General features: G+C 27.1%; 12 protein-coding genes. All 12 read right to left on the bottom strand.

Annotation, left to right across the window (positions count from 1 at the left end; genetic code table 11):
• Nucleotides 1–30: 30 nt before the first annotated feature.
• Nucleotides 31–1,020, bottom strand: coding sequence for an NAD(P)H-dependent glycerol-3-phosphate dehydrogenase (locus ACTNAO_RS00240; protein WP_441027186.1), 990 nt, complete (start codon nt 1,018–1,020; stop codon nt 31–33).
• On the bottom strand, nt 1,020–2,339 hold the full coding sequence (gene der, locus ACTNAO_RS00235; protein WP_441027184.1) for a ribosome biogenesis GTPase Der: 1,320 nt from the start codon (nt 2,337–2,339) through the stop codon (nt 1,020–1,022). Before der ends, ACTNAO_RS00240 begins: the two co-directional genes overlap by 1 nt.
• Before the next feature lie 183 nt (nt 2,340–2,522).
• Nucleotides 2,523–3,269 (bottom strand): peptidoglycan editing factor PgeF, encoded by a 747-nt coding sequence (gene pgeF, locus ACTNAO_RS00230; RefSeq protein WP_441027182.1) that lies wholly within the window; start codon nt 3,267–3,269, stop codon nt 2,523–2,525.
• A gap of 21 nt (nt 3,270–3,290) precedes the next feature.
• Nucleotides 3,291–3,743: a transcriptional regulator NrdR gene (nrdR, locus tag ACTNAO_RS00225; protein WP_441027180.1), complete on the bottom strand. Its 453-nt coding sequence runs from the start codon at nt 3,741–3,743 to the stop codon at nt 3,291–3,293.
• Between the two features lie 74 nt (nt 3,744–3,817).
• Nucleotides 3,818–4,096, bottom strand: a complete 279-nt coding sequence (locus ACTNAO_RS00220) for a YlmC/YmxH family sporulation protein (protein ID WP_441027178.1) — start codon at nt 4,094–4,096, stop codon at nt 3,818–3,820.
• A 115-nt stretch (nt 4,097–4,211) separates the two neighbouring features.
• Nucleotides 4,212–4,985 carry an RNA polymerase sporulation sigma factor SigG gene (gene sigG / locus ACTNAO_RS00215; RefSeq protein WP_441027176.1) on the bottom strand — a complete coding sequence of 258 codons (774 nt, stop codon included), beginning with the start codon at nt 4,983–4,985 and terminating at the stop codon, nt 4,212–4,214.
• An 83-nt stretch (nt 4,986–5,068) separates the two neighbouring features.
• Nucleotides 5,069–5,776 (bottom strand): RNA polymerase sporulation sigma factor SigE, encoded by a 708-nt coding sequence (gene sigE / locus ACTNAO_RS00210; protein ID WP_441027174.1) that lies wholly within the window; start codon nt 5,774–5,776, stop codon nt 5,069–5,071.
• 9 nt (nt 5,777–5,785) lie between these two features.
• Nucleotides 5,786–6,592 carry a sigma-E processing peptidase SpoIIGA gene (locus ACTNAO_RS00205; protein WP_441027172.1) on the bottom strand — a complete coding sequence of 269 codons (807 nt, stop codon included), beginning with the start codon at nt 6,590–6,592 and terminating at the stop codon, nt 5,786–5,788.
• Nucleotides 6,593–6,765: 173 nt separating this feature from the next.
• Complete coding sequence (locus ACTNAO_RS00200) at nt 6,766–9,951, bottom strand: ATP-binding protein (RefSeq protein ID WP_441027170.1); 3,186 nt, start codon at nt 9,949–9,951, stop codon at nt 6,766–6,768.
• On the bottom strand, nt 9,944–10,333 hold the full coding sequence (locus ACTNAO_RS00195; RefSeq protein ID WP_441027168.1) for a response regulator: 390 nt from the start codon (nt 10,331–10,333) through the stop codon (nt 9,944–9,946). Before ACTNAO_RS00195 ends, ACTNAO_RS00200 begins: the two co-directional genes overlap by 8 nt.
• A 170-nt stretch (nt 10,334–10,503) precedes the next feature.
• Nucleotides 10,504–11,634 (bottom strand): cell division protein FtsZ, encoded by a 1,131-nt coding sequence (ftsZ, locus tag ACTNAO_RS00190; protein WP_441027166.1) that lies wholly within the window; start codon nt 11,632–11,634, stop codon nt 10,504–10,506.
• Nucleotides 11,635–11,647: 13 nt separating this feature from the next.
• Entirely contained in the window at nt 11,648–12,976 is a 1,329-nt protein-coding gene (locus ACTNAO_RS00185) for a cell division FtsA domain-containing protein (RefSeq protein ID WP_441027164.1), read from the bottom strand.
• Nucleotides 12,977–12,991 lie beyond the last annotated feature (15 nt).

Here is a 12,991-nt window from a genome sequence, read left to right as displayed (position 1 = left end):
TTTGTATAAAATAAAGTATTTTTAATTTAATTATTCATATTTTTTATCTCTTCCCATAAGTTCTTTAACAGCTTCAAGTGGATTCTTAGATTCATATAAAGCCTTATATAAAGCATCTGTTATAGGCATAGATATGCCTTTTTTTTCTTTTAAATCATAAAAGGCTTTACATGCCTTTGCACCTTCAACAACCATTCCTATTTCTTTTATTGCTTCATTTAATGTTTTTCCTTTACCAATAAGAATTCCTGCTCTCCTATTTCTTGAATGCATTGAAGTACATGTAACAATTAAATCTCCTATTCCTGTTAATCCATAAAAAGTTTGTTCCTTACCTCCAAGCGAAACTACAGCCCTTGAAATTTCTTTCATGCCTCTAGTCATAAGGGCAGCTTTTGTATTATCACCATAACCCATTCCATCACATATTCCTGCTGCTAAGGCAATAATATTTTTTACTGCTCCTCCTATTTCCACACCAATAATATCACTATTTACATATACTCTAAAATTTTCAGTCATAAAAAGATCCTGAACATCTTCTGCAGCTTTCATGTTTTTTGAAGCTACAACTATTGTAGTTGGAAGTCCCTTGGCTACTTCTTCTGCATGACTTGGTCCTGACAAAATCACCACATCATTATGAAGTTCTTCTTCTATTACTACTGATAATCTTTTATTTGTACCTTCTTCAATTCCTTTTGCAATTGAAATAACTATAGCATTTTTTGAAATAAATGGTTTAATAGCCCTAGCCATTGTCCTTATAACATGTGAAGGTACAGCAAGAACAACGTATTCACTATTTTTCACAGCTTCTTCTAAAGAATTTGTTGCTACAATACTTTCAGGAATATTTATTCCATCTTCAAAATACTTTTTGTTATTTTTATTATTATTTATATCTTTTACTACTTCTTCATCTCTATCATAAATAGTAACTTTATTTCCTTTATTGCTTAAAAGAACAGAAAGGGCAGTTCCAAAGCTTCCTCCCCCGACAAAAGCAACTTTACTCATTAATTATCCTTCCTCTCTCTATACTCAATTTCTATACCTGTTCCCTTAAAATCAAAACTATCTCTTAACTGATTTTCTAAATATCTTTCATATGAAAAATGTCTTGCAGTCATGTCATTAACAAAGAATACAAACTTAGGTGGCTTTGTAGCAACCTGAGTTGCATAAAATATTTTCATTCTCTTAAGCCCAACAAGTGGTGGTTCTTTCATTAATACAGCTTTATTAACAACATCATTTAATACCCCAGTACCCACTCTCTTAGAATAATTATCATAGCATTTCTTTGCAAGTTCTAAAACCTTATGAGTTCTTTGTCCTGTAAGTGCAGATATAAATAAATATTCTGCATATGATAAAAACTTCAAGTTATTTTGAATATCAGCTTTAAATTTATCTAAAGTTTTATCATCCTTTTCCACAAGATCCCATTTATTTACTATAACCATTATTGCCTTTCTCATTTCATGAGCATATCCAATTATTTTTTCATCTTGTTCTGTAATTCCTTCTGTAGCATCAATCATAAGAATACATACATCAGCCCTTTCAATAGCAGATAATGATCTAATAACACTGTATCTTTCTATTTCCTCTTTAACTTTGCTTTTTCTTCTAATACCTGCTGTATCTATAATAACAAACTTTCCAAGTTCATTTTCTAAATAACTATCAATGGCATCTCTTGTTGTTCCTGGAACGTTAGATACTATAACTCTTTCTTCTCCTAAAAGTCTATTTACAAGAGATGATTTCCCTACATTAGGTTTTCCAAGAAGTGCTATATGAACAATATCTTCATCCTCTTGATCTTTAGCTGATTCGTCAAAATGCTTTACCACTTCATCAAGCATATCTCCAAGCCCTAGTGCTTGTTGACCTGATATTGTAACAGGATCTCCAAGTCCTAAATTATAAAATTCCCAAGCATTATCTTCATCTTTTAAATTATCTATTTTATTTACTACTAATACTATAGGCTTTTTAGATTTTCTAAGCATATTAGCCACTTCTTCATCGGCAGCTGTAAGACCTTCTTTTCCATCAACTATAAATATAATAACATCTGCAGTTTCTATAGCAATATTAGCTTGCCTTCTCATTTGCTTTACTATAATATCTTCTCTTTCTGGTTCTATACCACCAGTATCTATTAATGTGAAATTATAGTTAAGCCATTCAGCTTCCGCATAAACTCTATCTCTTGTTACACCTGGAGTATCTTGAACTATAGATACTCTTCTTCCTACTAATTTATTAAATAAGGTAGACTTTCCAACGTTAGGTCTACCTACTATCGCAACTATTGGTTTACCCATTTTTCCCTCCAAGATTTATGTTAAAAATTTTTATAAATATACAAAATTCCACGTATACTATTATGCTATCGTACATTCAAGTTTATTTCAAGTGAAATTCTTTAATTTTTTATATTATACCTATTTATATGTATTTTTATTCAAAAGCCACAAAAATAAGCGTGCTTACACACGCTAGCTATTTTATCTCGTAAATATAAATGAAAATAATCTTCCATAATCACCATTTGTTCTTCTATAAGAATGAAGCTTAATACCTTTTGAACAATAAGTGCATTCATCTAATATAGTAATATTTTTATCATCTATATTGCACTTTTTTAAATCACTTAATATACATGCTTCCATAGACAAATTTCTTCCATTAAAAAGTTCACTTTCTAAAATATTGTTCTTTTCTTTAATAAACTTTTCTTTTAATTCTTCCGAAACTTCATAACAACATTTTTTTATATGAGGTCCTATAAAAACCTCTATATCTTGCACTTTACATGAAAATTCAGAAATCATTTTCTTTATAGTTTTTAAAGTTATTGATTTGTATGTTCCCTTCCAGCCACTATGTACAGCTGCAACTACATTCCTTGTTTTATCTACAAGTAATACTGGAGTACAATCTGCCGTAAACACTCCTACAGCTATATTTTTTTGTGAAGTTATTATAGCATCTCCTTCTTTTTCCCTAAATACAGCTTCATCCTCACCTTTATGATAAGTAAAAACATTATCAGAATGAGTTTGTCTTATATATATAAGTCCATCAAGATCAAATTCATCTTTTAATTTTTCAAGTTCTGATACTCCATCTTCTGTATGCCTATTAAAATTTCTACCATTAACTGCAGTAGAAAATATAGCTTTATAATTTTTTTTATCAAAAACAAGAAAATCTTCCTGCATAGGTATTTCATTAGCTTTTACTTTTTTCATTTTTCCTCCAATTATAAAAACTTATTTGTTTACCAGTCCTTTTATTTCTTCAAGAAAAGTATTTATATCTTTAAATTGTCTATATACAGATGCAAATCTAACATAAGAAATTTCATCTATTTCTTTTAAACTATCCATTACCATTTCGCCAATATCATTACTTGGAATTTCAGTTATCATTTTATTAGATATTTTCTTTTCTATATCAGAAGCTATCTTTTCTATTTGATTTCTTGAAACAGGTCTTTTTTGGCATGCTATAATAAGACCATTTATAATTTTTTCTTTATTGAAATTTTCTCTTGTACTATCTTTTTTTATAACTAATATTGGAATATCCTCAATTTTTTCATAAGTAGTATACCTTTTACCACATTTTAAACATTCTCTTCTTCTTCTAATTGTAGTATTATCATCAGTTGATCTAGAATCTATTACCTTACTTTCTTCATACGAACAAAAAGGGCATTTCATATTTTATCCTACCTTTCTTAATATAAATATGCTATTTATATTTATTATACATACTTTTATTTAATTATACCACATTAACTATCACATTCATTAATATTAAGCTGAAGTTCTTTAGAATCAACTATAATAACATCAACGCCAAGCTTTACAATACTCTCCCAATTTATTTCTATATCTTCAGTTTTAGAAAACCAGCCTCTATTTTCACCTGGAATTATTATAGATAAAACTTTCTTGTTATCATAATCAATCTTTATATCTTTTATAAAGCCTATTTTAGCTCCCGAATTTATGTCTATAACCTCCATACTTTTTAATGCATTAATTGAATGTAAATTACTATTTGCCTCCATCCTTATCCCTCCCTTAATATATATATGTAAATTATTAAACTTTATTACATATTATTAATTTTATAAAAAAATGCAGGTAAAATTGCTACAAACAAATTTACCTACATTTAAATTATTATACATATTTTCTCATATGACTTAAGGCACTTTTTTCAAGTCTAGATACCTGTGCCTGAGATATTCCAATTTCATTAGCAACCTCCATTTGAGTTCTCCCACTAAAAAAGCGCATATTTAAAATTAATTTTTCGCGATTTGTTAATCTTTTCATAGCTTCTCTTATAGATATACTCTTAAGCCAATTTTCATCAGTATTTTTACTATCTTTTACCTGGTCCATAACAAAAATTGCATCACCACCATCATGGTAAATTGGTTCATATAATGAAACAGGATCTTGAATTGCATCTAATGCAAATACAATCTCTTCTCTTGGAATTTTAAGTTCTTTTGATATTTCGGATATAGTAGGTTCTTTATTATAATCTTTAACATATTTATCCCTTACTACTAATGCTTTATAAGCAATATCCCTTAAAGATCTACTAACACGTATTGAATTATTATCCCTTAAATACCTTCTAATTTCACCTATAATCATAGGAACTGCATAGGTAGAAAACTTTACATTTTGACTCAAATCAAAATTGTCAATTGATTTCATTAATCCTATACATCCTACTTGAAACAAATCATCTACATTCTCTCCTCTATTATTAAACCTTTGTATAACACTTAAAACTAACCTTAAATTTCCTTTTATAAATTGTTCCCTTGCAAAATTATCTCCTTCTTTTATTTTTGATAATAACTCCCTCTTTTCTTTTTCTTTTAGCACTTTCAATTTTGAAGTATTGACCCCACATATTTCTACTTTATTAATGATCAATATATCTCAACTCCTTCAGAAGCAATTATGTATTATTCTCACAATACTAATTCTTTCCGAATAGATGTACTTTTATACTAAAACTATATCATTTTACTTATTTCTTTTTTTAATCTGCTAATTATTTTTTTCTCAAGTCTTGATATATATGATTGAGATATTCCAAGCATATCTGCCACTTCCTTTTGGGTCTTTTCTCTTTTTCCATTTAGTCCAAAACGTAACTGAACAATTTCCTTTTCCCTATCATTTAAATGTTTAAGTGCTGCAAATAAAAGTTGCTTATCAACTTCATCTTCTATAAGATTATATACAATATCATTATCTGTTCCTAATATGTCCGATAATAAAAGCTCATTACCATCCCAATCAATATTAAGAGGTTCGTAAAATGATATTTCCGCCTTAACCTTACTATTTCGTCTAAGATACATTAAAATTTCATTTTCAATACATCTAGATGCATAAGTTGCTAACTTTATTTTCTTTTCAGGGTTAAATGTATTAACAGCTTTAATAAGCCCAATAGTTCCTACTGAAATTAAATCTTCAATATTCACACCAGTATTTTCAAATTTTCTAGCAATATATACAACAAGCCTTAAATTTCTTTCAATTAATGTACTTCTTATTTTTTCATCACCAGTAGACATTTTTGACACAAGATTTTCCTCTTCTTCCTTTGATAATGGCGATGGAAGTGCATCGCTTCCCCCTACATAATATAATCCTTTTTCTCCTGTCTTTAGCTTTCCAAGCACCCTATTTAATACCATATTTAAATTAACCATTATTCCTCCTTAAATTATGCCTCTTGATAATAATGCATTATAATCCTTACAACTGCTTAATATTTGATTGTAAGGACAAATCATTGCTTGTATACTTTTCCATTTGCCATGCTCCTTTTTTATTCTTATACTATCGCTTTTATACCCTTTTAAATATCCAGAATAACCAACAGCTTTATAAGGTATGCGGTAATAATTGTTATTTATTTCTTCATTAAAACAATTAATATATTTGTCCTCAACAATAATACATGGGAGTTTTGTAACTGGTTCTACAAGACTATTTCCCGTATCTAGAAAAGCCTTAAAATTATACTTATTCTTATTAAAAGTTATTTCCACATCATATATCAAATTATCTATAATTGCTCTATCCTTAAAATATTCATAAAGAATTGAAGTAACAATATACACTATAATAAGCGAAACAAGTAAATTTATAATACTTACATCAGATTTTATTGCCTCAGAAAAGAAATTAAATTCTACACTTAACTGAGATATTTTAAAACATAATCCAGCAAGTAACACTGAAAAAGTTATAAACGTAATAGCACCCTTTAAAGCTTCCTTTAAACTACACTTTCCCCATGCACTTTTTACCATAATAAATGCTACTAATAATTGAAAAGGTATTTTAGAAAAAAAGATAACCTTAGGAAAAATCATTGTAAGAGTATACAAAGTACCAATTAATGAAGCTAGCATCATTTTCTTTTTACTTACCTTTATCTTCATTAATTTGAAAGTAATAATTAACAAAAATAAATTAATAATAAAATTCTGAAACATTATAACATCTAAATATAGCTCCATAAGTATTCCTCCTTATGTTTAAGATTATATACTTTCTTCTTTTAAAATTTTGTCAGTTAAATACATTTAAAACCAAAAACAATAACAATTATTTTTACATTTTTTACCATATAATTATAAAAAATAGACTACTACACTAAATTTTAATGTAATAGTCTTATACTTTTAAAAGATTAAAAATTTTTAATCCTTAATTTTTTAATTATTTCACAAGTAATATCATAATCTAATGATTCCATAGATTCTATTATTTTTTCATTTTCTTTGTCCATTTCTTCATTTACAGTAATGGTTTTTAATTCACTACACAATTCATCAGCTTTATTGCATTGTCCTTTTTTACATGCTTCATCTACCTTTTTTAAAAGTTCTATATAATTATCCATACTTATAAGCTTTTTTGATAAATCATTATGAGAATCAAATATATTATTTAATTCCTCATTAAGTTTAAATAAATTGTTAATAAACTCATCATTATGTTCTATGACAAATTCTTTATTCTTATCTTTAGAGTATTTTTCTAATTCATAAGCAAGTTCAGATAATTTAATAGCACCTATATTTTTTAAATTTGCTTTTATTCCATGAACTAAAATAGAATAATTTTCCAGATCATTTTGTTCATAAAATTCTTCTATTTCACTTAAATACTTGTTACTTTCTTTTATGTATTGTTTAACAATTGAAATATAAAAATTATAATCATTATTAAGATAAGATAAAGCTTCTTTTATATCAATACTTTCATTTTTACTTATCTTTGAAATAATCTCTCTATTTTCATCATTAATACTATTTAATTTTTCTTTATCATTTTCCACATTAGTATCTGATGTAAAAATAATTTTATCTTTTCTTATCCATCTTAGTAAAACTCTTTCTAAAATTTTCTTTTGAATAGGTTTAGATATAAAATCATTCATTCCTGCCTTTACAAAAACTTCTTTTGTTCCAACAATTGCATTAGCTGTTAAGGCTATTATAGGAATATCTTTATATTTTCCTTTAGAATTTCTTATTATTTTTGTAGTTTCTATACCATCCATTATAGGCATCATATGATCCATGAAAATAATATCATATTCATTTTCTTCATTTTCTAAATTTTTAATAGCTTCATTACCATTTAAAACTGAATCTACTTGTACATTATATTTTTCAAGCATACCTTTAGCTACTTTTAAATTAAGTGCATTATCATCTACAACTAATGATCTAACATTTTTAAGTACAAATGTATCTTCATCATTTCTTGATTCTAATTCTTCAAGTTTTCCTATTTTCACTGGTATATAAGCAGTAAACTCTGACCCTACACCATATTCACTATGTACTTCTATTTTTCCATCCATTAAATCCAATAAATTTTTACATATAGCAAGACCTAGTCCTGTTCCTACAACATTTCTATTTTTTCTAGCATCAAGTTGTTGAAAAGATGTAAACAATTTTGGAATATCCTTTTCTCTTATGCCTATTCCCGTATCTTTTACTGAATAAATAATATAATTATTTTTCTCATATACCGATAACTTTATGCTTCCTTCATTTGTATATTTTACTGCATTATTAAGAATATTTAAAAGTACTTGTCTTATTCTATTTTCGTCACCAAATAATATTTTAGGTAAATTTTTTGAAATATCACTTTCAAATTTTAGATTCTTACTTTTTGCTGAAAATTTAATTACTGAAGAAACATTATCAACTAAAGAATAAATACTATAATTAATAGGAAACAATTCCATTTTCCCTGATTCAATTTTTGAAAAATCAAGAATATCATTTATTATATATAGTAATGAGTGAGCAGTACTTTTTATATCCTTAAAATATTCTTTTTGCGTTTCATCTAAATTATCTGTTCTCATTAAATCCGACATTCCTATAATAGCATTCATAGGTGTTCTTATTTCATGACTCACAGATGCTAAAAAATAACTTTTAGCTTTTGCTGCAGATTCAGCTTTTTCTTTCATAATTGTAAGCTGACTAGTTCTTTCCTTAACCTTTTCTTCTAAATTTTCTGTAAGTCTTTTTAAATCAGTTTCTACATCTGAATATGTATCTAAAAAAATCTTAACATGTATACAACAATGTATACATACCATAACATCATATATATCACATCCAACCCATAAGATTGTATCAGTCTTTACAAATAAAATACCTACTACAAGACATATAATTGCTATAAATTCAAGAAAATCATTTTTTCTTTTGTTAATTATTAAATTCTTTAAACAATATATAATTGATACTCCAAAAAAAGCAATAGAAATTCCATGATAAATAAATTTAAACTTACTTATTTCAAAATCAGGTAGTAAAATTATAGAAAAAATACCTAAATAAGTTAATCCTATCATAATCCCCCTAATATATTTACCATGTTTTTCTTTTTTTATAATATGTATATTGGCAAAATAACCAGCAACAAGAACTGTTATATACTCAATTCTAAATAATAAAAATACACTTATATATGGTGTTAAATAATAACAAATACTTTCACCATAAGTTGTGCATGATGTATATGCACAAGCAATAGCTACAATAGCAAAATCTTCATACTCCTTTCTTTCTTTATTTTTTGAATATATAGTATAAAAATAAATACAAAGTACAATTAAAGCACCACTTACTAATCCATTAAACAGGTATAAAAATACATTTAAAGTTTTTATATTTTGAGCACTTCCAAGTAATATACTATTATTTAAACCGGCAGATATATGATAATAATTTTGCATTTGTACTATAATAGAAATTTCTTTACCATAATTAGTACCTGTATTTTTTAAATTATTAATATATTCTGCTTCTGGTCTATAATTAAGCCTAAAGTTACTTAAGTCTTTTGAAACATTTCCAACATTCATAACTTCTTCATCATTAATATAAATTCTATAAGATGAATACTGAGATCTAGAATATATTCCTATATCATTAAAATCCTCAGGTACTTTAATATGCACTCTATATGTTGCACACCCCTTAGCATTATCAAAATTTTTATCATCCTTCCAATAATGAGGATAATTTTGATAATTTCCATAGGTAACATGTTCTTTCTTAAAATCTTCAGGCGTTAGCAAAACATTAGGATAACATTCCCATTCTCCTTCAATTCCTACAATTTCACTAAGGTTATTAAGTTCATTACTTAAATCTGCTTTTCCATTGCTAAATTTCACATGATTAACACTTGGTATTGCATTATCTGCAACTAAAACTATGCATACTATAAATATTGCTCCATATAATGCTATCATAATTAATGAAAATTTTTCATATAAAAGCTTTAATATTCTATGTTCTTTAGGAAGTTTTAATAAACCTTCTCCCTTATTCATAATTCTCATCTATATTAACTTTTAAGAAGGCTTTTTTTACCTTATTTAAAAGTGTTTCCTTTTCAAAGGGTTTTCCTATATAATCTATTATTCCATGAGCATAAGCATCCTTAAATGATGATAAATCCTTTCTTCCTGTCATTATTATTACAGGTAAATCTTTATATAAATCTAATCTTCTTAATATTTTTAAAAAATCTGTTCCAGACATTTCAGGCATAACTAAATCTAATATAATAAGATCAACTTTTGTATTTTTTAAAACTTCAAAAGCCTTCATTCCAGATTTAGCAATATAAACATCATAATCTTTTGATAAAATTTCATTAACTATTCTTAGATTCATTGCAAAATCATCTATTACAAGTATTGATTTTTTCATCTGCTATCACCTCTGTTAATGTGTATACTTTATTATATCAATATTTCCACTTTCTTTTATATAGTTAACTAAAATATCACAAAATGTTAAAAATAAACAGGATCTATTAACAAAAAAACACCAAAATATAAAATTTATGCCTTGGCGTTTTTTTATCTATCAACAATATATTAATTTTTTCTTGATCTTCTTAAGAAAACAGGAATATCCAAATCTTCTTCCTCTTCTTCTACTTTAGGTTTAGGTTCTTCAATGTGTCTCTTTTCAACTACTTCTTCTTTTACAGTCTTAACTTGTTTAGTAGATCTACTTTGAGGCATTCCATCATCTATAGTTTCTTCAACTTCATCAGATTCAAAACCAGTTGCTATAACTGTTATTCTAATTTCATCATTAAGAGTTTCATCAATTACAGCACCAAAAATAATATTTGCATCTGGATCAGCAGATTCTCTTACAACATCTGCTGCTTCATATACTTCTAATGCACCAAGATCAGCTCCACCTGTAAAGTTTAAAATTACTCCAGTAGCTCCATCAATTGAAGTTTCTAAAAGTGGTGATGAAATAGCTTGCTTAACTGCATCAGCAGCTCTAGTATCACCTTTTCCATATCCTACTCCCATATGAGCTAACCCTTTATCTAGCATAACAGCCTTAATATCAGCAAAATCTGCATTTACTACACCAGGAATTGTAATAAGGTCTGATATAGCTTGAACACCTTGTCTTAATACATCATCAGCTAATTTAAATGAATCTAATAATGTAGTTTTTTTGTCTGCCATAGAAAGTAATCTTTCATTAGGTATAATAACTAATGTATCAACTTTATCTTTAAGTTTTGCAATTCCCATTTCAGCATGTCTCATTCTTCTTTTACCTTCAAATGGGAAAGGTTTTGTTACAACACCTACAGTTAATATATCTAATGATTTAGCTATTTCTGCCACTACAGGTGCAGCACCAGTACCTGTACCGCCACCCATTCCAGCAGTTATAAATACCATATTAGCACCCTTTATTGCTGCTGTAATTTCTTCTCTACTTTCTTCTGCTGCTTTTTGACCTATTTCAGGATTTGCACCAGCTCCAAGACCTTTTGTAAGTTTTTCACCTACTTGTATTTTTTGATTAGCATTTGATAGCATTAATGCTTGTTTATCAGTATTTATTGCTATAAATTCTACATTTTTTAATCCTTCAACTATCATTCTATTTACGGCATTGCTTCCACCACCGCCGCAACCTATTACTTTAATGTTGGTTAATTCTTGCATATCAATATCAAAATCTAACAATTCAATTCCTCCCTCAGAAAATATCTTCTAGCATTCTTTTGACTTTTTGTATAAGACTTAAATTTTCATCTTTATCTTTTTCCCTAAGAATTCTTCTACTTGAAACATCTTCAGAACCTGTATATTCATTTTCATTGAAATCAAAAGAGATATTTTTTTCTATTTCTTCATTATCCTTTTCTTTATTTGGCTCTATATCAAATGATGTAGAAACTTCATCTAATAAATTAATTTTATTAAATACTTCTTCAATTCCCGCCAAAGAAGTAATATTTAAAGTCTTTTTCATTCCTAAATACTTATTTGTAGCTATAGTACATTTTCTATTTATTTGATTTTTTGCAATATCTTTTACATTTTCAAAATAAATTATACCATCGCCATATATTATTATACTACACAACCCTTCATAAAAGGAAGTGTTTTTTAAATCTAATTTTACAAATTTTAAAAGTTCTTCTATTCTTGCTTTTGTTACTTCATAATATAATTCTTTTGAAAACTTATATGTACCAATATTTATTTCATCACCTTGAGAATTATCTTTATAAATACTTTCATAACATTTGCTATTTATGCATTTTATTTGCTCCGCCTGCATAAGTGATACTTCACCACATATAGACAAATCCTTTGTTATGTTATTACCACCTAAAGGTCTAAAGGATACAGCCTTTATTTCTCCATTGTTAAATACAGCTATATTAGTTGTTTCATTTCCTATATCAACTAAGGCTTTAGTTCCTATTGAATTATTTTCTCTAAGGAATATGTTTTTTGCCGCAATTTGATTTACATAAAAACCTGCAAATTTATAACCAGCCTTTCTAACAACAGCTTTATACTTACTCAATTGTTCATACTTGCCAACCAAAACAGCACAATCTATTTCAAGTTCATTACCAATCCAACCAATAACATTTTCAGTAGAAACCTTTCCATCTAATCTATAAAAATTAATTATAACATCAACAATTTCCTCGTCATTTCCAAGTAAAGTACTTTCTTTTATCTTTGACAAAACTTTTTTTATGTCATATTTTTCAACCTTATCATTTTTTACTTCTACTTTTTCTGCCATTTCAGAAATTCTAATATCCTTCAAATTTATTCCTACATAAACATCTGAAACAACTTTATTGGTTTTTCTTTTAATTTTATTAACTGCATCTGAAAAAGCTCTTAAACATTTTGATTCATCCTTAATAGCTCCTTTTAATATGCCATCAGATTGTACTGATTCACTACCAAGAATTTCACAGTCATCATCATGAATTATTGCAAGTGATGCAGAAATTTTACTACTTCCAAAATCTACTGAGGTTATTATTTTTTCTTGCATCTTCATTCCTCCATA

This window comes from Clostridium sp. HCP1S3_C6, from assembly GCF_052066735.1.
In the GTDB taxonomy this organism is placed as follows: Bacteria; Bacillota; Clostridia; order Clostridiales; family Clostridiaceae; genus Clostridium.
Note: the sequence above shows the minus strand (reverse complement) of the source record. Positions and strands in the feature narration are given on the sequence as shown.

Excerpts from the sequence above, each read along its gene's own strand:
- pgeF (WP_441027182.1), bottom strand. The coding sequence starts at position 3,269 with ATGAAAAAAGTAAAAGCTAATGAAATACCTATGCAGGAAGATTTTCTT.
- ACTNAO_RS00195 (WP_441027168.1), bottom strand. The coding sequence starts at position 10,333 with ATGAAAAAATCAATACTTGTAATAGATGATTTTGCAATGAATCTAAGA.
- nrdR (WP_441027180.1), bottom strand. The coding sequence starts at position 3,743 with ATGAAATGCCCTTTTTGTTCGTATGAAGAAAGTAAGGTAATAGATTCT.
- der (WP_441027184.1), bottom strand. The coding sequence starts at position 2,339 with ATGGGTAAACCAATAGTTGCGATAGTAGGTAGACCTAACGTTGGAAAG.
- ACTNAO_RS00220 (WP_441027178.1), bottom strand. The coding sequence starts at position 4,096 with ATGGAGGCAAATAGTAATTTACATTCAATTAATGCATTAAAAAGTATG.
- ACTNAO_RS00205 (WP_441027172.1), bottom strand. The coding sequence starts at position 6,592 with ATGGAGCTATATTTAGATGTTATAATGTTTCAGAATTTTATTATTAAT.
- ACTNAO_RS00200 (WP_441027170.1), bottom strand. The coding sequence starts at position 9,951 with ATGAATAAGGGAGAAGGTTTATTAAAACTTCCTAAAGAACATAGAATA.
- ACTNAO_RS00185 (WP_441027164.1), bottom strand. The coding sequence starts at position 12,976 with ATGCAAGAAAAAATAATAACCTCAGTAGATTTTGGAAGTAGTAAAATT.
- ACTNAO_RS00240 (WP_441027186.1), bottom strand. The coding sequence starts at position 1,020 with ATGAGTAAAGTTGCTTTTGTCGGGGGAGGAAGCTTTGGAACTGCCCTT.
- sigE (WP_441027174.1), bottom strand. The coding sequence starts at position 5,776 with ATGGTTAATTTAAATATGGTATTAAATAGGGTGCTTGGAAAGCTAAAG.